This is a genomic window from Oceanobacillus iheyensis HTE831 (genome assembly GCF_000011245.1).
Classification (GTDB): domain Bacteria; phylum Bacillota; class Bacilli; order Bacillales; family Amphibacillaceae; genus Oceanobacillus; species Oceanobacillus iheyensis.
Genome location: NC_004193.1, coordinates 328,537 through 350,199 on the forward strand (window position 1 = coordinate 328,537; position 21,663 = coordinate 350,199).

Annotated in this window: 29 protein-coding genes; 24 read left to right on the forward strand and 5 right to left on the reverse strand. The window is 36.2% G+C overall.

Annotated elements, in window-relative coordinates:
* The first annotated feature begins 181 nt into the window (after nt 1-181).
* Both OB_RS01710 and OB_RS01715 read left to right on the forward strand, forming a co-directional pair.
* Complete coding sequence (locus OB_RS01710) at nt 182-775, forward strand: GNAT family N-acetyltransferase (RefSeq protein WP_011064696.1); 594 nt, start codon at nt 182-184, stop codon at nt 773-775.
* A 48-nt stretch (nt 776-823) separates the two neighbouring features.
* Entirely contained in the window at nt 824-1,489 is a 666-nt protein-coding gene (locus tag OB_RS01715) for an O-methyltransferase (RefSeq protein WP_011064697.1), read from the forward strand.
* A 233-nt stretch (nt 1,490-1,722) separates the two neighbouring features.
* Here the strand turns inward: OB_RS01715 and OB_RS01720 are convergent, their stop codons facing one another.
* Entirely contained in the window at nt 1,723-2,199 is a 477-nt protein-coding gene (locus tag OB_RS01720; RefSeq protein WP_011064698.1) for a hypothetical protein, read from the reverse strand.
* Nucleotides 2,200-2,315: 116 nt separating this feature from the next.
* Between OB_RS01720 and OB_RS01725 the strand changes: the two genes are divergently transcribed.
* The 5 genes from OB_RS01725 (at nt 2,316) to OB_RS01745 (ending at nt 5,517) form a co-directional block, all read left to right on the forward strand.
* On the forward strand, nt 2,316-2,912 hold the full coding sequence (locus OB_RS01725; RefSeq protein WP_011064699.1) for a DNA-3-methyladenine glycosylase: 597 nt from the start codon (nt 2,316-2,318) through the stop codon (nt 2,910-2,912).
* A 113-nt stretch (nt 2,913-3,025) separates the two neighbouring features.
* Nucleotides 3,026-3,481: a DinB family protein gene (locus OB_RS01730; RefSeq protein WP_011064700.1), complete on the forward strand. Its 456-nt coding sequence runs from the start codon at nt 3,026-3,028 to the stop codon at nt 3,479-3,481.
* A gap of 5 nt (nt 3,482-3,486) precedes the next feature.
* Entirely contained in the window at nt 3,487-3,909 is a 423-nt protein-coding gene (locus OB_RS01735; protein ID WP_041544075.1) for a VOC family protein, read from the forward strand.
* Between the two features lie 387 nt (nt 3,910-4,296).
* A complete protein-coding gene (locus tag OB_RS01740) occupies nt 4,297-5,037 on the forward strand; it encodes an alpha/beta hydrolase (RefSeq protein ID WP_011064703.1) in 741 nt (246 codons plus the stop codon).
* 18 nt (nt 5,038-5,055) lie between these two features.
* On the forward strand, nt 5,056-5,517 hold the full coding sequence (locus tag OB_RS01745) for an NUDIX domain-containing protein (RefSeq protein WP_011064704.1): 462 nt from the start codon (nt 5,056-5,058) through the stop codon (nt 5,515-5,517).
* A 12-nt stretch (nt 5,518-5,529) separates the two neighbouring features.
* Here OB_RS01745 and OB_RS01750 read toward each other — a convergent pair whose 3' ends face one another.
* The gene (locus tag OB_RS01750) at nt 5,530-5,901 is read right to left on the reverse strand and encodes a hypothetical protein (RefSeq protein WP_011064705.1); all 372 of its coding nucleotides are present in this window, start codon (nt 5,899-5,901) and stop codon (nt 5,530-5,532) included.
* 101 nt (nt 5,902-6,002) lie between these two features.
* On the opposite strand from OB_RS01750, the gene OB_RS01755 reads away from it, so the two are divergent.
* The 3 genes from OB_RS01755 to OB_RS01765 all read left to right on the forward strand — a co-directional run bounded on the left by OB_RS01755 (nt 6,003) and on the right by OB_RS01765 (nt 9,579).
* Nucleotides 6,003-6,734 carry a nucleotidyltransferase domain-containing protein gene (locus OB_RS01755; protein ID WP_011064706.1) on the forward strand — a complete coding sequence of 244 codons (732 nt, stop codon included), beginning with the start codon at nt 6,003-6,005 and terminating at the stop codon, nt 6,732-6,734.
* A gap of 427 nt (nt 6,735-7,161) precedes the next feature.
* Nucleotides 7,162-8,328, forward strand: a complete 1,167-nt coding sequence (locus OB_RS01760; RefSeq protein ID WP_011064707.1) for a hypothetical protein — start codon at nt 7,162-7,164, stop codon at nt 8,326-8,328.
* Between the two features lie 18 nt (nt 8,329-8,346).
* The gene (locus OB_RS01765; RefSeq protein ID WP_011064708.1) at nt 8,347-9,579 is read left to right on the forward strand and encodes a metal-dependent hydrolase family protein; all 1,233 of its coding nucleotides are present in this window, start codon (nt 8,347-8,349) and stop codon (nt 9,577-9,579) included.
* Between the two features lie 77 nt (nt 9,580-9,656).
* Here the strand turns inward: OB_RS01765 and OB_RS01770 are convergent, their stop codons facing one another.
* A complete protein-coding gene (locus tag OB_RS01770; RefSeq protein ID WP_011064709.1) occupies nt 9,657-9,866 on the reverse strand; it encodes a zinc ribbon domain-containing protein in 210 nt (69 codons plus the stop codon).
* A 149-nt stretch (nt 9,867-10,015) separates the two neighbouring features.
* Between OB_RS01770 and OB_RS01775 the strand changes: the two genes are divergently transcribed.
* The 8 genes from OB_RS01775 to OB_RS01810 all read left to right on the forward strand — a co-directional run bounded on the left by OB_RS01775 (nt 10,016) and on the right by OB_RS01810 (nt 16,283).
* A complete protein-coding gene (locus OB_RS01775; RefSeq protein ID WP_011064710.1) occupies nt 10,016-11,005 on the forward strand; it encodes an aldo/keto reductase in 990 nt (329 codons plus the stop codon).
* Between the two features lie 564 nt (nt 11,006-11,569).
* Complete coding sequence (locus tag OB_RS01780) at nt 11,570-12,598, forward strand: C45 family autoproteolytic acyltransferase/hydolase (RefSeq protein WP_011064711.1); 1,029 nt, start codon at nt 11,570-11,572, stop codon at nt 12,596-12,598.
* Nucleotides 12,595-13,029 (forward strand): aminoglycoside 6'-N-acetyltransferase, encoded by a 435-nt coding sequence (gene aac(6'), locus OB_RS01785; RefSeq protein WP_011064712.1) that lies wholly within the window; start codon nt 12,595-12,597, stop codon nt 13,027-13,029. The genes OB_RS01780 and aac(6') overlap by 4 nt, the downstream gene beginning before the upstream one ends.
* A 45-nt stretch (nt 13,030-13,074) precedes the next feature.
* Nucleotides 13,075-13,869 carry an MBL fold metallo-hydrolase gene (locus OB_RS01790; RefSeq protein ID WP_011064713.1) on the forward strand — a complete coding sequence of 265 codons (795 nt, stop codon included), beginning with the start codon at nt 13,075-13,077 and terminating at the stop codon, nt 13,867-13,869.
* A gap of 40 nt (nt 13,870-13,909) precedes the next feature.
* Nucleotides 13,910-14,332, forward strand: coding sequence for a GNAT family N-acetyltransferase (locus tag OB_RS01795; protein ID WP_011064714.1), 423 nt, complete (start codon nt 13,910-13,912; stop codon nt 14,330-14,332).
* 106 nt (nt 14,333-14,438) lie between these two features.
* Nucleotides 14,439-15,104: a 7-cyano-7-deazaguanine synthase QueC gene (gene queC / locus OB_RS01800; RefSeq protein ID WP_011064715.1), complete on the forward strand. Its 666-nt coding sequence runs from the start codon at nt 14,439-14,441 to the stop codon at nt 15,102-15,104.
* A 44-nt stretch (nt 15,105-15,148) separates the two neighbouring features.
* Nucleotides 15,149-15,520, forward strand: coding sequence for an iron chaperone (locus tag OB_RS01805; protein WP_011064716.1), 372 nt, complete (start codon nt 15,149-15,151; stop codon nt 15,518-15,520).
* Nucleotides 15,521-15,569: 49 nt separating this feature from the next.
* Nucleotides 15,570-16,283 (forward strand): class I SAM-dependent methyltransferase, encoded by a 714-nt coding sequence (locus OB_RS01810; RefSeq protein ID WP_011064717.1) that lies wholly within the window; start codon nt 15,570-15,572, stop codon nt 16,281-16,283.
* Here OB_RS01810 and OB_RS01815 read toward each other — a convergent pair.
* Nucleotides 16,278-16,712, reverse strand: coding sequence for a small multi-drug export protein (locus OB_RS01815; RefSeq protein WP_011064718.1), 435 nt, complete (start codon nt 16,710-16,712; stop codon nt 16,278-16,280). The genes OB_RS01810 and OB_RS01815 overlap by 6 nt on opposite strands.
* 67 nt (nt 16,713-16,779) lie before the next feature.
* On the opposite strand from OB_RS01815, the gene OB_RS01820 reads away from it, so the two are divergent.
* Complete coding sequence (locus OB_RS01820; RefSeq protein ID WP_041544077.1) at nt 16,780-17,163, forward strand: NUDIX hydrolase; 384 nt, start codon at nt 16,780-16,782, stop codon at nt 17,161-17,163.
* 19 nt (nt 17,164-17,182) lie between these two features.
* On the forward strand, nt 17,183-17,653 hold the full coding sequence (locus tag OB_RS01825) for a metal-dependent hydrolase (protein WP_011064720.1): 471 nt from the start codon (nt 17,183-17,185) through the stop codon (nt 17,651-17,653).
* Between the two features lie 797 nt (nt 17,654-18,450).
* Here the strand turns inward: OB_RS01825 and OB_RS18275 are convergent.
* Nucleotides 18,451-18,771, reverse strand: a complete 321-nt coding sequence (locus OB_RS18275; protein ID WP_011064722.1) for a hypothetical protein — start codon at nt 18,769-18,771, stop codon at nt 18,451-18,453.
* A gap of 220 nt (nt 18,772-18,991) precedes the next feature.
* Here OB_RS18275 and OB_RS01830 point away from each other — a divergent pair, with 220 nt between their 5' ends.
* From OB_RS01830 to OB_RS01840, 4 genes are all read left to right on the forward strand, one after another.
* The gene (locus tag OB_RS01830; protein WP_011064723.1) at nt 18,992-19,417 is read left to right on the forward strand and encodes an Rrf2 family transcriptional regulator; all 426 of its coding nucleotides are present in this window, start codon (nt 18,992-18,994) and stop codon (nt 19,415-19,417) included.
* 76 nt (nt 19,418-19,493) lie between these two features.
* Complete coding sequence (locus tag OB_RS18725; protein WP_011064724.1) at nt 19,494-19,940, forward strand: NAD(P)/FAD-dependent oxidoreductase; 447 nt, start codon at nt 19,494-19,496, stop codon at nt 19,938-19,940.
* A complete protein-coding gene (locus OB_RS18730; RefSeq protein WP_011064725.1) occupies nt 19,933-20,397 on the forward strand; it encodes an FAD-dependent oxidoreductase in 465 nt (154 codons plus the stop codon). Before OB_RS18725 ends, OB_RS18730 begins: the two co-directional genes overlap by 8 nt.
* Before the next feature lie 106 nt (nt 20,398-20,503).
* Nucleotides 20,504-21,613 (forward strand): glycerol dehydrogenase, encoded by a 1,110-nt coding sequence (locus OB_RS01840; RefSeq protein ID WP_011064726.1) that lies wholly within the window; start codon nt 20,504-20,506, stop codon nt 21,611-21,613.
* The last annotated feature ends 50 nt before the right edge of the window (nt 21,614-21,663 follow it).

Sequence of the window (21,663 nt, forward strand, 5' to 3'; positions counted from 1 at the left end):
ATTAACTGGTATTTGAAAAGAACATAAGAAATATCAGTCCCTAGGTGGATAACATATGAATAATTACTTCAGATAATGAAGATAAGTTCAATTCATTATAAAGGAAGGAATATAGTTGGTAAGGTCGAAAGAGGAAATGATTTAACAGTATTTCTTATGAAGGAAGAGAAAGGAGAATAATATGCATAAACCTATCGTTGAGGTGAAACGAATGAAGGACATAAATACAGATGTGAGAAGAGAAGTGGCACAGGTATTTGTGAGTGGTTATGAAAAGGAGTTATCTTTTCTTTCAAAGGATAAGGAAAAGTTAGTCAGCGCTTTTCAACAAATGATCTGTCCAGAAGTATTTTATATTGGAATGTTGGAAAGTGAAATTGTAGGGATTCTAGCCTGTTCAAATAAAAAACAACGAGCAATACCTATAAAACAAGAGGTACTAAAAAAACATTTTGGTGCTTGGAAAGGTATAGTAGCATACCGCTTTATGAAAGATGAATTTAACAGTCAGCTTCTTTTTGGTGATGAAACTGGCTATATTGAATGTGTTGCAACTATGGAAAAAGCAAGAGGTAAAGGTGTATCTACTGCTTTATTTAACCATGTGTTAGTGCACGCTCCACATCAACACTATATGTTAGAAGTAGTAGATACTAATGTAGTAGCTCTAAACATGTATTCTAAGTTAGGATTTATAGAAACAAAGCGAAAGAAAGAACGGTTTTCTTCTTTAAAAGGTTTTAAGGAAAGAATCTATATGGAGAGATATTCATAGGTTAATTGTGTATTAGTATATAATAGTAAACAGAGAGGGGAGAAATTTATGAAAAATCACTCATTATGGAAGAATGTAGACGAGTACTTTGAGGCAAAACTTTTACCCGATGATAAGATATTGAATCAAACTTTAGACAATAATCAAGCAGCAGGATTACCACAAATCGATGTGGCACCTTTGCAAGGGAAGTTATTATACCTATTAACAAAAATGAAGTCTGCGAGACAAGTGTTAGAGATTGGAACATTGGGCGGTTACAGTTCGATATGGTTTGCCAAAGCAGTAACACAGAATGGAAAGGTAATATCATTGGAAGCAAATCAAAGCCATGCCGAAGTAGCAAGGCAGAATATAGAGAATGCTGGGTTTAAACAAACAGTGCAAGTACTCGTTGGAAATGCGCTTGATACGCTTCCGACTTTAGAAAATGCAGGAGAATCATTTGACGTTATTTTTATCGATGCGGATAAACAAAATAATCCCAAGTATTTAGAATGGGCATTACGATTAGCCAATGAAGGAGCACTTCTCATTGCAGATAATGTTGTGCGAAACGGAGAAGTGATTGATCAAAAAAGCGAGGATGAACGTATTCAAGGCTTGAGAGAGTTTGTGAATATGCTTGAAAATGAAGAGCGTATTGAATCTACTGCTATTCAAACAGTTGGCTCTAAAGATTATGATGGTTTTGTTATTGGGATAGTGAAGTGAGTTGGATTTGTCGCAGATGTTTACCGAACCTATTTATTACTATCTTGTTCTGATCAAGCGTAAGCTAATCTTTATATAGATTTATATTGTTCGACTTCAGAAATAACGAAAGATGTCGTTTTTCAATGGGGACCAATTATTGCTGGTGCACGGTTATTTGAGGCGGTCCCTTCTGAAAGGAAGCAACGATTAATAAATATCGTGAATGGGCTTTATCGGTAGTGTGGTATTTCTTACTCTATACGAAGAGAAAATACATAAGATGCTTCTCCTTGATCCCAATAACCGATGATTTCATAGATTATCTCTCCTTTATTCGTTAAATCTATAGAATCCGAAGAACTTACCACTTTATCATCCTTCCAAATTCTAACATCATAGTCATTAGGTTCAAGGTCAAAGTTTAATGTAACCTCAGAGTTTGTAGTTACGTTAGGTGAATGGAATTGTTTTGCTAATCTGGGTGGCCCTTCTTTATCTACCGTTGTATTTGTCATGGTCCCATCATTATTATCATATTCCCAACTGTATGTTCCTTGAATGGGTGAAATTGACTCATTACCAATATCGATTGATAAACGAGGCGGCTCCAGGAGTTGATTTTCTTTTGGATTTGAATGAGTGGGTTTATCAGTGGCTATCGTTTCTTCCACACATCCTATCAGGAAGAAGAAAGCGCAACATATGATCAATAAATAAAATGGCTTCATGATACACCTCCAATATATCTGTAAATTTACTATACCATAAGTAGTTAGAAAATTGGTTATATTTATAGGTTGAAGGGATCGGGTACACTGAAAGAAAACAAAAGGATGTGTAAACAATGGATCAACAACAGAACTTCCAACCTTTAGCAGAATCATTTTACCAAGTACCAACACTCGAACTAGCGAAGAATCTATTAGGTTGTATTTTAGTGAAACAAACAGAAGAAGGAACAAGTTCAGGGGTTATTGTAGAGACAGAGGCATATTTAGGGAATACAGACCGGGCTGCGCATGGTTACGGGAATCGCAGAACAAAACGGACAGAGATTCTCTATTCCAAACCAGGATATGCATATGTACATCTTATTCATAATCATCGTCTTATAAATGTAGTTAGTAGTATGGAAGGTGATCCTGAGAGCGTGTTAATTCGGGCAGTCGAGCCTTTCTCCGGTATAGATGAAATGCTTATGCGAAGGCCAGTGAAGAAGTTTCAGAACTTAACGAGTGGGCCAGGAAAATTAACACAAGCTATGGGGATATACATGGAGGATTACGGACATTTTATGTTAGCTCCTCCCTTATTTATATCGGAAGGAAAATCTCCCGCATCGGTGAAAACTGGAAGTCGAATCGGTATAGATAATACTGGTGAGGCAAAGGATTATCCTTATCGATTTTGGGTAGATGGCAATCCATTTGTATCAAGATAGAATGGAAAGGGGGTGCACACATAAAGGATTATATAAAAAAGGGATTCACATAATTATGTAGAATTAATTACGTAGATGTATTCATAGACATTAATATTTAAAGGAGGAAAAGAATGGATACGAAAGAAGTCTTATTAGCCCAAATGGACGCTTGTTTGGAAAATACATGGTTCGTATCGTTATCTCAATCTATACAAGGACTAACAGCAGAAGATGCAGATTGGAAACCTTCAGATGAAGTAAACTCTATACGAGAAATAGTGAATCATTTGATCTTTTATAATGAAAGACATTTAAACAGATTTAAGAACGTACCATCAGACAAAAAACAAGTTGAATCTACTTTTTTGAATAAAGATGGACTTACTTGGCATGATGCCCGAGAACGGATGACAAGGGGAATTGAAAACTGGCGAATAGAAATACAAAATGCAGATAGGAAGAAAGTGGAGGAGCAAGCTGAGGTAATTGCCCACTTAACAATACATATAACTTATCATACTGGTCAGATTATTTTCCTAAGGAAGTTACAAGGTAGTTGGAACACAGAAGATGGTGTGAAGGGGTAAAATTGATGAATGAAAAGCTGTGGCGAATTGGAACAACCTATATTCCGGTTAGTAATATAGAACTTTCTGTGAATTGGTATGTGGAGCAGTTAGGTGCACGGGTGAACTATCAAGATGATGATAAATGTATTCTAGATCTGGCAAATCAAAGCATTTTTCTTGTTAAGGCGCCGTCTGGACAGAGTGCTAATTTTATAGATTTAAATGGAGAAGAACATTTTTCGTTAACATTTGAAGTAGATGGAATTAATTCACTAGAATCATTACGAATTGAATTGGCAGAAGGTGATGTTCGTGTTGGTGAACTAGAAGATAGAGGTCATGCCGGGAGAAATTTCGTGTTTTATGATCCAGATGGCAATAAATTTGATGTGTGGAGTGAATTGAGTCCTGATTTTAAGGAAAAGTATAGCTTGGTGGAGAGGTGATTAGGACTGGATTTTTATTGGTTTGGCTTAATTTTTTGGATCTTTACTATTTCCGGATTTGTTTTGTTAATTGGCGCTTTATGGTTTAAAGAATGGAAGTTTTCATTTATAAGTGGCATGCTATTTTTATTTCCTGCATTATATTTTCTAGGTGCAGAGAATTGGCTTCGAGTTTTTGTACTTCTTCCTTTGTTTTCTTTTGGTCTAGCTTTTTTTCTATATCGAATGGTGATCGACCTAAGAAGTTAACGATGTTGCAAGCCGTACCTGAGGAAAGCATTCGTTTGCAACGGAAATCAAACGAGACAAGTTGCGGGTTTTATACTAAATATATTAATGATGAAGTTGATTCAGGTCTGATAATATTCAATTAATGGAGGGATTCAGATGGCAGAACAATATACAGTATTAGAAGGAGCAGAGTCATTTCATTTTGAAGGGAATCGTGTAGGCGTATTGGTTTCACACGGTTTTACGGGTACGACACAAAGTATGCGGCCGCTTGGGAAAGCATTTGCGGATGCTGGATATACTGTGTGTGGACCAAGATTGAAAGGACATGGAACGCACTATGAAGATATGGAGAAGACAACCTTTCATGATTGGATTCAATCGATTGAAGAAGGATATCAGTGGCTCCAAAAGCGATGTGACACCATTTACATGTGTGGCTTGTCAATGGGAGGAACATTATCTCTATATATGGCAGAAAAGTACAGTGGATTAAAAGGGATTGTTCTAATAAATGCAGCTATAGAAGTGCCGGATATGGAAACAGCGACTACTATGAAAGATACCCGATTTATTGATGCAATTGGTTCGGATATTAAAAAGCCGAATGTTCAAGAATTAGCATATGAAAAAACACCAGTTCAATCAATTCGAGAGATTGTAGGGCTCATGGAGCAGGTGCGATTAGATTTAAATAAAGTTACTTGCCCGACATTCATATTTGTATCGAATGAGGATCATGTTGTGCCGCCATATAATTCGGAGGTCATCTATAAGGAAATTCAATCTGAAGTGAAAGAAATAATTTCTCTAAAAGAAAGTTATCACGTGGCAACGCTGGATAATGACCAAGCTTATATTATTGAGAAAGCATTGGAGTTTATAAGTAAGCATTAGTTTGAGGGAGAAAATACAATGCCAAATGTTAATGGAATAAGTTTTGTAAATATCTTAATGATAGATGAATCTGATTTAGTGGAAATTCCTGAATTATCAGGTTCTTTTGCGATAATTGAATGTCGAAGTAAATATCTATTATGCTTTAATACGTTGAGAAAACAATGGGAATTACCTGCAGGGAAAAGAGAAAAAAATGAATCTCCAAAAGAATGTGCAATTAGAGAACTGTATGAAGAGACAAGTCAGTCCATAATGGATATGGCATTTATAGGAATATTAATTTCAAAAGATAAACTTGGGAAGGTTAAATATAATCCATTGTTTTACGCAAGAGTAGAAGAGCTTCAAACATTTATACCTAATAAAGAGACTTCAGGTTTGAAGCTCTGGGGTCAAGCAGATGAAATAAGTCCGATAGATCCTATTGATGAGAACCTTTTACAATGTATCTCTTCCCATATTAAGAAGACTATGTAGAAAGAAATTCCATTATCCTTCCACCATCTGAAGGTATGGAATTTCTCTGTTTTCTACAATTGCAATAAATATTTGCGTATCGGTTTCATAAATTTTTGTTCCTACAGGTAGTTTATTAGCAGTCCCGTTTTTGAAATCTTTAGCTTCATTCGATTGGGATGAAATCTCTCCAATTTCCTCACCAATAGTATATGTTTCTTCTTGAACCCATTCTATGTTTATAGCATTGGAAAAGACAGTATCTTCTAACAAGAAAATGTCTGCGTTTTCATTTTGGAGGAATTCATATGGAGTTGGGTTTTTAGTAACAGATTGTTCAGCTTTTGAACTACAACCGGTCAGAACAATTATTGAAACGAAGAGAATCATTACAAAGTAGCGCATGAATGTTTTTCCTCCTTAAGTAATTTTGATTTTCATTTGTATTCTATAGTATATCGGAAATTCCCTTTAAATGGTAATTATTAATTTGAGGAGGAGAAGTAATGAAAGATATAAAAAGTCGCATGGATGGAATAGAAGCAGCCAATAAAATAGTGGAGCAGCATTTCCCTGAGTGTACTGGATCGATCTTAGCAGGGAGTGTAGTGCGTGCGGAGGCAACAAATACTTCTGATCTTGATATCGTTATTTTTGATAAAAAATTGCCAGCAGCTTATCGAACTTCATTTCATGCTTTTGGGTGGCCAGTGGAAGCATTTGTTCATAATAGAGAATCATTCAAGTTTTTCTTTGAGTCAGACCGCAAGCGAGCTCGGCCTTCTTTGCCGGATATGGTAGCTAATGGAATAATTATTAAAAATGAAGATGGGGTAATAGATAAGATTAGGGGGGAAGCGAAGCAAATTTTAATGAATGGACCTGATAATTGGATGGAAGAAGAGGTTGATTTAAAACGTTACTTTATAACGGATGTATTAGATGACTTTATTGGCAGTGAAAATAGATCAGAGGAATTATTTATAATAAATAAGCTCGCTGATCTTGTAAGTGAATTTATTTTACGAACAGATAATCAATGGGTTGGAGAATCGAAAGGAATGTACCGTGCTTTACATATATATGATGCCAATCTAACGGATGAATTGATACAGAGCTTGGATGCTTTCTATCAACATAATGAGAAGAATTGCATGATTGAATTTGTGGATAGAATCCTAGAACCATTTGGTGGAAGGTTTTTTGAAGGATTTTCTATTGGGAAACCTGGGAAGTAATTAACAACTTGAATTACATTATCCCATAGATGAGTGCCCGAAATAAGAAGGACAAGCAAGAAATAGTAAGTCATAACGGTGATGAGTGCCCGGAATAAGAAAGATAAGCAAGAAATGGTAAGTCATAACGAAGATGAGTGCCCGAAATAAGAAGGACAAGCAAGAAATAGTCCCTCATGTAATTTAAAGCAAAGTTTAATCTCCTTGGAATTACGGTTTCTCTAAAAATGGCGGGAATAAATGGAATAACGAAATTCTTCATTTTTTTCTGAAAAATATGTTGATTTTTGACTAATTATGCGTTTATAATAATTAGCAATCACTCTACATTTTCAGACTTTGGACTATTCATATAGAGGTAGCCCTACTCACAGAGTGAATTTTCGAAATCATTAATTAATTTCTATCAAAAAAGGAGGGCTATTTCATGATCAGTAATCCACTGGTTGCTACAACACTTATTTTTGCACTAATTGCTCTAGGAGAATATATTTCTATTATTACAAGGGCAAGAGTTCCGATGTTGCTTACGGCGATGGTTGGATACCTCGTTTGTGTGTGGACAGGCATTTTTCCAACTGATTTGCTCGCAACTTCACAGTTCGCAGCGCTTGGGGCTATATTAGTTGGACCAGCAATTTTGCATATGGGGACGATGATTCCTTTTTCACTTTTAAAAAGCCAGTATAAAGCCGTACTTATTTCTTTAGGCGGACTGGTTGTGTCAGGTGCACTCGTATTAATTATCGTGAGCTTCATGTTTGATTATCCAACCGCAGTTGCGGGTGTGGGGCCATTAAGTGGAGGTATTGTAGCACTTATTGTTACTTCAGAAAGGTTATCAGAACTCGGTTTAACGAGTTTGGTCGTAATTCCAGCATTAGTTGTCGCTTTTCAAGGTGTACTAGGTATGCCTTTAGCACAGTATTTCTTGCGTAAGTATGCATTTACGATCCAAGAGAAAATAGATAACGGCACCTTTGTACCGATAAATCAAGAGGAAGCAAGTGCCACTAAGGAAACAGAGAAGCCAGAAGGACCAATTAGATCAAGTGCAACATTAAAACTGTTCTTTATATTTGTTGGGGCAGCTATCGGTATAGTGCTAGGAGAGTTAACACCAATACACTACAGTCTTTGGTGTCTGGCGATAGGTGTTGGGGGATTGAAATTAGGTATTTTCCAACATAAATCACTAGAAAAAGCCAATTCATTCAATATAACGATGATTGGAATTATCTTTGTCGTTATTGGAACCATGGCGGATGTTGGACCACAAGATGTGTTAAATAATTTACCTAGTATTATTGTTTTATTGTTACTTGGTACATTTGGTCTCTCGGTTGGCGGGTTTCTGGTATCTAAGTTGCTTAAATGGCATCCATATAAAGGAATGCCTGTCGCATTAACAGCATTATTTGGATTTCCAGCAGACTATATACTTTGTGAAGAAGTGAGCAGAAGTATTGCTCGTAATAAAGAAGAGGAACAGACTATTTTTGATGAAATTTTAACACCAATGTTAATCGGTGGATTTACTACAGTGACGGTAGCCTCTGTTGTAATCGCAGGAATATTAGTGGAAACATTATAATTTTTTGGGGGAGATATCATGACAACTTTACTGATAAAAAACGGATTATTTATAGATGGAAATGGTGGTGAACCACAAAAGGATGCAGTTATTGTAGTAAAAGATAATCAAATTGCTTACGTAGGACCAGAAACAGCTTATTCAAGTAGTGGCGAGGAGCAAGTTGTAGATGCCGAGGGCGGAACAATACTTCCTGGAATGATTGATACACATGTGCATATGATGATGGAATTTTCTCCAGTTGCAGAAAGATTGGAGACACCTTTTTCTTTTATGTATTATCAAGCAGCGAAATATTTAGAAACCACATTAAAAGCAGGAATCACCTCTGTAAGAGACGCACTTGGTACTGATCTTGGTGTGAAGAAAGCGGTAGAAGAAGGTTTGATTTCAGGACCACGCTTACAATTAAGTATCAATGCGCTTACGATTACCGGTGGACATGGAGATGGTTATACTGTTTCTGGACGTGAAGTTGACTTACTGCCTTCGGATTATCCAGGCATGCCAAGTGGGAAATGTGATGGTGTAGAAGAAGTGCGTAAGAAGACACGTGAGATGTTACGTGCCGGAGCAGAAATTATTAAGGTACATGCTACTGGTGGTGTTCTAAGTGCTACGGATCATCCAGAGTTTACTCAATTTTCGCAAGAGGAACTAGAGACGATTGTAGAAGAAGGGCGCTTCCGAAAAGGAGTCAAAGTAATGGCGCATGCTCAAGGTGCTGAAGGAATTAAAAACGCAGTAAGAGCAGGGGTACATTCGATAGAACATGGAATATTTCTTGATGATGAGGCAATTGATTTGATGATAGAAAAAGGCACGTTCCTTGTTCCTACATTACTTGCACCAGTTGCTGTACTAGAAACAGCTAAAGAGACGGGTATGCCTGATACGGCAGTACAAAAATCAAAAGAAGTTATTGAAATTCATAAAGCTAGTATTGCTAAAGCCCATAAAGCCGGTGTTAAAATTGCAATGGGAACTGATGCTGGTGTGATGAAGCATGGAACAAATTTACGTGAGCTAGGTTTGATGACAGAAGCAGGGATGACAGCGATGGAGGCGATTGTTGCTTCAACAAAAACAGCCGCCGAATGTTTGGGATGGCAAGACAGAGTTGGTACCATTGAAGAAGGAAAGTTAGCAGATATAATTATTGTTAATGGCAATCCATTAGACGATATTAACCTGCTAGCGAATAATGAAAATATAACAACCGTCATTAAAGACGGGAAAATAGAAAAATAGTATCAAAAAGATCCGCCTGAGATTCATCCCTTATAGGGTGTGTATCCTCAGACGGATCTTTTAATTTTTTTAAGTATTTAGCCACCGAAGAACAGATCAAATGCATTACTCGCAGCTGAGCTATCTTTATTATAGAACTCAGAGTAACCGCAATCTTGGCAGAAAACTACGGTGAAGCGATTGTTTTGGACATCAAACATTTTAGATAGGCCTGAGCCAGTCATGGATACATCCTTTTGATCTGCATTCGTACTACCACACTTTATACAACCTTGACCCTGTTTCATTTCCATCACCCCTTAATATATATTACGACTAAATCATGTGAAAAGTTTCATGGAATTCTGATACAATACTACTCATGTTTCAATTATGTTTAATTCTTTTGTTTTACAGGGAAAGATATAACGTGAGAAGTTTAAGGAGGCGATGAATAATGAAATTACAAGAAGCTTTAAATAAAAAAACTGGTTTAGGTACTGCTCCTTTAGGAAATATGTTCCGAAACGTGTCTGAAGAAGAAGCACAAGAGACAATACAAAATGCGTGGGATCAAGGTATCCGATATTTTGATACGGCACCTTTTTATGGGGCTGGATTAGCAGAGCAACGTTTAGGAAAAGCACTTAAAGACAAAAATCGAAATGAATATTTGTTAAGTTCAAAGGTTGGAAGAATTATTTTGGATGAGAAGGAAAATAGCTCTGGAGAAGGACTATTTAAAGATGCTCCCCAACATAAAATAGTAACCGATTATTCTGAAGAGGCTACACTTCAATCGATAGAAGATAGTCTTAAACGATTAAATACAGATTATTTGGATATGGTATTTGTTCATGATATTTCACCGGATTTCTTAGGAGATGAATGGATTACAAAATTTGATGAAGCGCGCAATGGTGCATTTAAAGTCTTAGATCGTCTGCGTGACGAGGGAGTAATTAAATCATGGGGACTTGGTGTTAATACAACGATTCCAATAGAATTAGCTATGGAATTAGAAGAGGCGAATCCAGATCTTTCTCTAACAGCAACACAATATACCCTTATGCAGCATGAAAGAGCATTAGAGCGTATGATGCCGCTTGCTGAAAAAACAGGTAAAAAGTTTGTTGTTGGTGCTCCATATAATTCTGGTGCGTTGCTTGGAGGCGATCATTTTGATTATCAACCAGCAAGCAAAGAAGTAAAAAAACAAGCACAGCAATTAAAACAAATTGCAGATAAACATGGAATTACTCTAAAAGCAGCTGCATTACAATTTTCAACAGCAAACCCAGCGGTTAGTGCAGTAATTCCAGGTTCTACAAGACCGAGTCGTATTAAGGAAGATTTAAGCGCAATGCAAGAATCTATACCTGCTGCGTTTTGGCAAGAATTAATCAGTGAAGGATTAATTTCTGACAAAGCTCCATTACCAAAATAACAGGAATGTAGGAAAGAGGCTGGGACAAAACGAAAATTTTGGGCAAGACGGAGGCTCGCTAGCCGCCTTAGGGTTAGCGCAGTATATTTCTGAAGCAGGTTTAAAAGCAAGTCATTCGGATTGCTCATTTAATTAAATACTTTTGTCCCACCCCCCTTCTCTCCCAATTTCTTAATAAAAACATGCAATGATTCTCCCTAAGGTATTTATCAAATCATCTACATCCAATATTCTTCCGATTATGAATCCAATTGAACCTCTATTACCCATTCTTTAGCTTTTCAAACGAATTATTGGTTTAGAGAACCGCTCTATCACCCACTTTTTAGCTTTTCAAACGAATTATTGGTTTAGAGAACCGTTCTATTACCCATTTTTTAGATTTCCTAACGTATTTTTGGTTTAGAGGACTGCTTTATTTACTACTTTTTCAGCTTTTCTAAGTTTTTTCGCTTACAGTCTTGTGTTCTTCGTAAATTAGTAAGATTGAGACATAATTATGATACAATAAAAATAATCTGAAAATTAAAACGTAAAAGATAATCATGGAAGGCGTGAGGAATAATGAGTGAGTCATATGAAGTAGATATTTTTCAATGCAGGGGTAGTTCATTTGACATTGGATATAGCATTGGTAAACAACTTAAGAATAACAATATTGTAAACGTGTATAAAGAAAAGATGAAACCAACGATAGACATAGCAAATATGGAATCGATATTTACTACCTTTGCCCCACACCTTATAGAAGAATTGAAAGGAATATCAGAAGGATTAGATATTTCCTATAAAGAAGCAGCCGCTATATTTAGTGGGTATGACATACCAAAAATAGATACGATGGGATGCAGTGCAACAATCACAAATGAATACTATGTACGAAACTATGATTTTACTCCTTTATTATACGACCATTTATTTCAGTTAGTAGATCCAGAGAAATCATTTGCTTCGGCTGGTTATTCACAACAAGTTTTAGGTAGAATAGACGGTGCTAATAGCGAGGGACTCGTAATTGGACTTCATTTTGTAAGTTATACTGAATATCAAATTGGAATTTCTGCGTGGACAGCAATACGAATGGTATTGGATACATGTTCTAGCACTAGTCAGGCGGTGAACATGTTAAAAGAGATACCACATGCCGCTTGCTATAATTTTTCCATTGGCGATAAGTCTGGAGATATAGCTGTTGTTGAAGCTAGTCCAAATAAAGTGGTAATGCGTGAACACAATAGCTACCTTACTTGTGTAAATCACTTTCAAAACCAAGATTTGCATCAAAAAAATAGACAGCATATAGAGTTTTCCGAGAAAAGAAATATGCATATGCAAGAGTTGAACAAACAAGGATTTTCCGAGAAGCAAATGTTTGAACAATTTAAAGATAGCCATTCTCCGCTATTCTTTAAAAACTATGATGATTTCTTTGGGACCCTCCACACCTTTAGTTATTCTTTTCATGATTCAAAGGTAACTACTTGTTTGGCACAAGGTGATAATGTAGTATCTTTTTATTTAAAGAATTGGGCTAATGGTGAAGCGATACCAGAATCCATCATGTCTGGAAAAATTGAAAGGGAAAGCATATGATCAAAGAGATAACGTTAGGTGAAGCTAGAGTAGCTACTTTGCTTGCTTGTAAATTATATACAAGTCACACTGTTAACGAATTAGAAAAAGAAATGGAACTACTCATTGAGGATGACAATGCTGCTATCTTACTTGCTTATCATAGCAATGAAGCAATTGGATTTGCGCAATGTCAGCTTCGAGTTGATTATGTAGAAGGTACGGACTCAAGCCCAGTTGGGTATTTAGAAGGGATATATGTACTGGAGAATTATAGAAATTCAGGAGTAGCAAGAGAATTAGTGAAAGAATGTGAACGTTGGGCAAAAAGAAAAGGATGTTTAGAGTTTGCAAGTGACTGCGAATTGGGTAATGAACAAAGTCTTGCTATGCATCTTCGCTTAGGGTTTACAGAGGCGAATCGAATCATATGCTTCCGAAAAGATATATAAATTAACCAATGAATTTAGAATTAGTTAATGAAAGGAGTTATTGGAATGATTCAATTCAAAGATAATAACCTGACCGTGTTTCAAAGTGCCTTATACAAAACAACGACAGCCGTCATTCACACAGAAGAAGCACTTATTATGACAGATCCGAATTGGCTACCAGAAGAAGTGCAAGAAATTAGAAACTATGTATCCCAACATATTGGAAACAAAAAATTATACATTATTTATACGCATAGTGACTTCGATCATATTATTGGAGCTAGTGCTTTTCCAGAGGCTTATGTGATTGCTTCAGAAGAGTTTAGTGCCAATAAACATAAGCAAGAAATTATGAAAGATATTGAAGAGTTTGATCAGAAGTACTATTTATATCGAAATTATACGCCTGAGTATCCTAACGTCGATGTTCATGTAGTCAACGATGGTCAAACATTACAAATTGGTGAGGTCACACTACATTTTTATAAAGCTCCTGGACATACGTCTGATGGGATATTTACGGTTGTAGATCCATATGGGATTTTTTTGTCTGGGGATTATCTATCAGATGTGGAATTTCCTTTTATTTTTAGTAGTTATCGGGACTATGTTCGTACGGTAGATAAAGCAATGCAAATTTTTAAAGAGCATTCAATTTACTATCACGTTCCCGGACACGGAACAACTACTGTTGATTATCAAGAAATGGCAAAAAGAGTAGAAGTATCTCGTTATTATTTAGAACAGTTAGGTAAAGACAACGAACAATTAGAGGGATTTTGCAAAAAAGAATATAGCTTTTTTGACGGCATGAAGGAAATTCATGAAAGTAATAAGGAGAAGGTGAAAATGGATTAATTATTGAAAGTCTATTAAAAAATGTACAGGAGAATACGCTATGAAAATTACAATGCTAACAACAAAAGATCAATGGCTAGAAGCATTTCCTATCATGAAACAATTACGGACCCATCTTGATAAAGGATCTTATATTAGCCTCATATCGGAAGCGGTAGAAAAAGATAATTATCGTCTTTATGCTTTGTATGATCATCAAAAGATGGTAGCTGTAGTTGGTCTTAAACCAATGATCACGCTGTACTATGGCAGATTTGTATGGGTGTGCGATTTGGTAACAGATAATATTTATCGTTCGCGAGGCTATGGAGAATATCTATTAAACTTTGTCCATACTTGGGCAGCAGATAATAAATACGAGAGTGTTGCACTCTCTTCGGGAATTGAACGTTATCAAGCCCATCGTTTTTATGAAGAAAAAATGGATTATGAGAAAGTCAGTTATGTATTTAAATCAAAATGAACCTCCTATTACCTAGTAAAGGATAAAACCAATCCTTCACGTCTAGATACTAATATGCTAGTTTAGAAGAAAGAACTTGGAATATATTACATAGGAGTGTTAAATAATGACTGGTAAAAAGGCAGTAGTTATATTAAGTGGCGGATTAGATAGTACGACGTGTATGGGAGTTGGCAAGGAAGCAGGGTATGAATTGTATCCAATTTCTTTCCACTATGGTCAGCGCCATGATCGTGAGATTGAAAATGCTAAAAAGGTAGCTTCCTATTTTAATGTAACGGAACACAAAGTATTTTCACTAGAATTTTTAAAAGAGATTGGTGGCAGTTCTTTGACCGATCAATCAATGGAAGTAAGTCAAGAAGGTGTCGGTGAAGATGTACCAAATACATATGTTCCGGGAAGAAATACAATTTTCCTATCAATTGCTGCTTCTTATGCAGAAGCCATAGGTGCAGAAAAAATATATGTAGGTGTATCGGCGGTTGATTATAGTGGATATCCAGATTGTCGTCCTGAGTTTATAGAAGCAATGCAACAAACTATATATCAAGGGACCAACGCAAATCCTGCAATGACGATTGAGGCTCCACTGATTGATTTATCAAAAGGAGATACCGTCAAATTAGGAATGAAATTAAACGTACCGTATCACTTAACTACTTCTTGTTACTTAGGTGGAGAAGAAGCATGTGGTGAATGTGATAGTTGTAGATTGAGATTACAAGGATTTGAAGAAGCTGGTGCCACAGATCCTATCAAGTATATGTAATAGTTTATTTTATATGAAGCCTATTAGTACTAGGAGGTTAGTTTATGAACACATTTGATGAATTTCTACAGACAATGGAAAATCCTAATCATCGTTCAAGAATGGAAGAAATTCTAGACTGGATAACAAACAAGTATCCTGATTTAAATCAAGAGATAAAATGGAATCAGCCAATGTTTACCAATCATGGAACGTATATTATTGGTTTTAGTGTTTCAAAAAAGCATATAGCGGTTGCTCCTGAACAGGCGGGAATAAATCAGTTTATAGAGGAAATTGAACAGGCTGGTTATGACCATACGAAAGAGATAGTTCGGATTCGGTGGGAGAGTGAAGTGGAGTACTCTCTAATTGAAAGCATGATTGAGTTTAATATCAATGATAAGGTTAATTGTTCAACGTTTTGGCGTAAATAAAATGGTGAGCAGATTGGTTAGAAAGTTGACTAAGTAGAGGAGAATTAGAATGGATCGTATAGCCAAGATACGTCGAGAAGAGAAATTATATCATGATCAGTGTTATGAGAAATTCGCTTTGTTTGAAAAAGGATCTTGGCTATATAAACCTGTTCAATCTGTACTGGATATTATCCCGTATTTCAGAGGAGTAGAACCGTTGGAGGTACTAGATTTAGGTGCAGGTATAGGAAGGAACAGTATTCCGGTTGCAGAAGCGATCTCTGTTGGGAAAGGGAGCGTTACCTGTGTCGATTTATTAGATTCGGCCATCGAGAAGCTCAGTGAGTATAGTAAAATTTATCACGTCGAAGATCGAATCCAAGCAGTGAAGCAGGATATTGGTACCTATCCAATTTATCCAAATACATATGATTTTATTATAGCTGTTTCCAGTCTTGAGCACGTTCGGACAGAATCAGAACTCGATAAAGTCCTACACGGAATGAAAGCGGGCACGAAGCATAAAGGTATAGATTGCATAATTATTAATTCAGAAGTTAGGGAAGTAGATATAACAACAGGCCTTGATTTAGAGGCCCAGATGGAAGTGAATTTACCGACAGCAGATATGATAAACAAATTAAAAAAAGTATACCAAAGCTGGTCAGTTGTGAAACATGTAGTGAAACCGCTCGAGTATACGATTGAAAGACAAGGAAAGCCTGTGTTAATGACTACAAACGCGATTACCTATGTGGTAAAAAAAGAAGCGGGATTATGAAAATAAATCAATCCCAAGTTTTGTAAGAACTCCTATTAAGATTCCATATATGCCAATACTTATTGCCGATGATAAAAATAGACGCTTTTTATCCATTCCAATGACTTTTCCAATCACACCGATCGCCCACGAACCAAGCAAAGGAGTTCCTAAAAGAATAATCATAAATCCACCTTTGTTTAAACGTTGGCTGGTTTTTGATTGGGTTAATTTATAAAAGTATTTATTGATCTTATTAAATTTCGTTAACCAATCATAACTATAAGCAATAAAAGGTATTGCAAAGAAATTACCAAACCATGCCCATATTATTGACGACACCATATCTAAACCTAATCCCATACTAGCTGGAATCGCTAAATAAATTTCGAATAAAGGGAAGAAACCCATAAACCAAGCAGTAGCTGCTAATATAATGTACTCCAACATACATATCACCTCTGTATAATCAAAAATAAAACCGAACGTTCGGTAGTTTTATTTTAACATAAATACTATATTTTTAGTAACTGAGTCAATCTCATTGCTCAATTTCCAGGGTAAAGTTTATTATGTTTTTCCAGGCGGAGGAATCGAAAAAGGAGAATCGCCTCAAGAAGCTGCGAAAAGAGAAGCATATGAAGAGTTAGGACTACTTGTGGCAATTGGAGAGTGTATTGCAGAAATAGCATATAATGGTATACAATATTATTTTGCTGCTCAATTAATCGATGGTGAGTTTGGAACAGGAAAAGGAGCAGAATTTTTCAATGAAGGTAGAGGATCATATACACCCGAGTGGTTGGAAATCGATAAGCTCTCCTTTGTTGATATGCGTCCTCCTGAATTAGTGAAAATAATTCAAGCTCATGGTGATTGCTACAGCAGAAGAAACAAATAATTTATTTAGGGAGAAAGCAATGACGGGAAAGACACATATAATGGGAGGTATTGCGGCTACGACTGCCTATGCCTACTATTCGAATTATGATCCAACAGCATTAATTATTTCAGGTGTTATTGGTTCCATCATACCGGATATTTGTCATGGTGGAAGTAAGATTGGAAGGCGTTTTCCAATTTTATCAAACATTATCAATGCTATTTTTGGACATCGTACCATTACACATAGTTTGATATTTTTAGTACTAATTGGATATATCCTTACGCTAATCACCGATAATCAGTCAATTATTATGGGTGTGTTGGTTGGAATGGCGAGTCATTTAGTTTTAGATGCATGTACAAAAAATGGCATAAAGTTATTATATCCTGCTTCGGTAACAGTACGTTTGCCAATAACCACAAGAACTGGAGGAGCAGTAGAGAATATCGTTCTTATTGCTTTAACAATTGTAACGATTTATTTTGGGAAAGAATTTATTCTCTAATGTTGTACATATTAAAAGGAAGTGCCAGTAGAGGCACTTCCTGTTTAGTTGTCTAGGAAATTATAAATTTTTGGACTGTGGATAAACAACTAAGTTAATTAGCCACGTCCAGCTCCAGCGCCCATCACCTATTGTCCTTCCGGAGACCTCCTTACGATAAAGAAGACTGCCGAATGTTCTTTATGAGGCATAGTCGCACTTATGCCATGGCGAAAAGAAGACTGCCGAATGTTCTTTATGAGGCATAGTCGCACTTATGCCATGGTGAAAAGAAGACTGCCGAATGTTCTTTATGAGGCATAGTCGCACTTATGCCATGGCGAAAAGAAGACTGCCGAATGTTCTTTATGAGGCATAGTCGCACTTATGCCATGGTGAAAAGAAGACTGCCGAATGTTCTTTATGAGGTATAGTCGCACTTATGCCAATGGTGAAAAGAAGACTGCCGAGTGTTCTTTGTGAGGCTAAGTCGCACTTATGCCCTTGCGGTGAAAGTCAACATCGATTCGCATACGCTTATCGTGTTTCCTTTATCTCAAAGAAATAAAGAAGTTCGACCAGTCGAACCACCCCTTGAAAACCAGGGGCGCAGGACATACGGTTATAAACGGGCGCTTGCGCTTTTGTTCTATATCTGTTAATTTTACGTGATCTTATGATTTTGATTTTAATATATCTGATACGGCATGGAATACTTCTACACCTTGATACGTAAAGACTGACAAGGCTGTTAATGAAAAGAATCCAACAATGATATAACGAATAATCATTGATTGTTACCTCCTTTGATAAACTGTTTAATTAGTGTTTGTCAAAGGAGATTCTCCCAGATAACTCGACTGATAAAATATCGGAGTGAATTGAATTCTGCGAGTAACATAAGGCACTTGAAAATTACTCGAAAGTCGTTGAACCAAATTAATTATAATGATGGCTGAGAAAATCGATAGGAAAATAACTTTATCGTTATAACCACTTTGAGAATAAGATAAATCGACTGTGCTCTGATGTTCTACAATGTTTGCTTTGTCTAGGTTTACGTGACTATGCGAGCCGACTGTTAATTGAGAAATCGGTAATATAAGAATCATTAATGCAATTATTAAATATCGTTTCATCACGTCACGTCCTTTTCATTTATTCTTACAATATGTTGCCGAACCGGATTTAGTACATTTATACGCTTAAAATTTATTAAATGATTTTATCACAATAATATATCATGTATATGAAATTCACACAATGAAAATTATTCCATTTGCAAATAGGAGGAACTCGTTGTAAAATTAATTGTAGATAATATAGGTCTATAATAGTTATTTGAGAAAGGGTATTAGCATGAAGTTTTCTAAAGCAACAAATTATGCATTGCACACGATGGTCTATTTAGCGGATATACCAAAGGGTACATCGATTGGTGTGGATCGATTAGCGGAAACGCAGAAGTTGTCTCCGACGTATCTTTCCAAAATATTGACCAAATTAGTGAAATCGGGATTAATAGAGTCTACGCCAGGTGCTAAAGGTGGATATCGATTAGCGAGAAAAGCGGACAATATTACGTTTTTAGATGTTATTCGTGCCATAGAAGGACAAACAGTGTTATTTTATTGTTCCATCGATCATGATGACGATTTTTCTAGAAATGAAGAATGTTTAATAGAGAATGCCATGATTGAAGCGGAAGAAAAAATGAAAGAATCTTTAGATCGTAAATATATTGTGGATATTGCAAAGTTAATGCGCTCTCAAAAAAATCTTTAATGGAGCGTATTCTTTTTTGAATCTATTATAGATATTATGAGTCTTTAATATATTTATTAAAAGGAGTGTATGATAAATGTTAGATAGTATTGTTATTGGTGGAGGGCCCGCAGGATTAAGTGCGGCACTTGTATTAGGTAGAGCTGGAAAAAGAGTGGTTGTCTTTGATGATGATAACGCTAGAAATAAGGTGACCCATGAATCACATGGTTTTTTAACGAGAGATGGAATTCATCCTTCTGAATTAAAAGAATTAGGAAAAAAAGATATATTAAAATATCCTACGGTTAGTATGGAAATGCAACGTGTGAATGAAATCCATAGAGAAAACAATCATTATCAATTAATTACCGAAAACGGAGATTTATATCAAACAAAAAAGGTGCTCCTTGCAACGGGGCTTAAGGATGTTTTTCCACATGTGGAAGGACTCGATAAGTTCTATGGGTCCAGCTTATTCAGTTGTCCGTTTTGTGATGGATGGGAAATGAGAGACCAAGCGTTAGTAGTCATTTTTGAATAAAGATGCAGCATTTCATATGGGCAAAAAGTTATCTAATTGGAGTAAAGATATTGTAGTGTGCACGAACGGAAATCAACTATTGAATGAAGAACAAAAACGCTCTTTTGCTAAAAATGGTATTCAAGTCATGGAAGAGAAGATAGACGAACTTATAGGAGAAAATGGAAAGCTTCAAAAGATAAGATTTAGCAGTGGAGAAGAAATTCTTCGTGAAGGTGGTCTTGTTACAGTAGGTTTAAAGCAGTCATCTCCTTTTGCTGAAAGTTTAGGGTGTGTCATGTCAGAAAATGGTGGGATTAAAACAGATGGTTTAGGTAGAACAAGTATTCCTGGTATTTATGCAAGTGGAGATGCTACGATTTCGACTCCTTCGCAATTAATTATGGCGGCTGGTGAAGGCAATAAGGTAGGAGCGATGATCGTTTCTGATTTGATTGACGAATCGTTTAAACTATAAAAAGGCTAAAGATGCACTCTTTAAATTTTATGAATTAAATTTGTATTACATGGGAATATATAAATAGACATGTATTAATAGACATAGGTATAAAGGAGTGTACACATTGAGTGAACGAATTTTTATAAGTCCAGCAAAATATGTACAAGGAAAGAATGCAATCCAACGAATTGGCGAATACGTTAAAGATATTGGTAATCAAGCAATTGTTATTGCAGATGAAAATGTATGGGAAATAGCAGCGAATGACGTTGTAAAGAATTTAAAAGAAGAGAGTATTGAAGTAGAAGAAGTAGTATTTAACGGAGAAGCTTCCAAAGCTGAGATGGAGCGAATTTCTAAGATTGCAGATGAATCTAATTCTACTGTAGTTGTAGGGGTTGGTGGTGGTAAAACACTAGATACCGCAAAAGCTGTTTCTGATGAAGTAAAAGGTCAGACGGTGATTGTACCAACAACAGCTTCAACAGATGCTCCAACTAGTGCGCTTTCTGTAGTTTATTCCGATGATGGTGTGTTTGAAGGGTATCGTTTTTATGATAAAAACCCAGACTTAGTAATTGTAGATACAAAAATTGTTGCAGGAGCTCCTAAACGTTTCTTAGCATCAGGAATTGCTGATGCATTAGCCACTTGGGTAGAAGCACGGAGTGTGATTGAAAATAAAGGTAAAACAATGGCTGGTGGAATAACCACGATAGCAGGACAAGCTATTGCAGAAAAATGTGAAGAAACGCTATTTAACTATGCGGAATTGGCATATGAATCAGTGAAAGCAAAAGCAGTAACACCTGCTCTAGAGAATGTTGTTGAAGCAAATACATTATTAAGTGGACTTGGATTTGAAAGTGGTGGACTAGGTGCAGCACATGCGATCCATAATGGTTTTACTGCCTTAGAAGGTGAAATTCATCACTTAACTCATGGTGAGAAAGTTGCTTTTGGTACCTTAGTTCAATTGGCATTAGAGGAGCGCTCAAAAGAAGAAATCGAACGATATATTAAATTATATATCGCATTAGACCTTCCAGTAACATTAGAAGATATCAAGCTGAAAGATGCAACTCGTGAAGATATTATGAAAGTTGCAGAAGCAGCGACTGTTGATGAAGAAACAATTCATGAAGCATTTAATGTTACTGCGGATGATGTTGCAGATGCTATCTATGCTGCAGATCAATACTCTAGATCGTATAAAGAAAAACATCAGAAGTAATAATTATTTAGAAAAGGCATATCAACACTAATAGTTGGTATGCTTTTTTA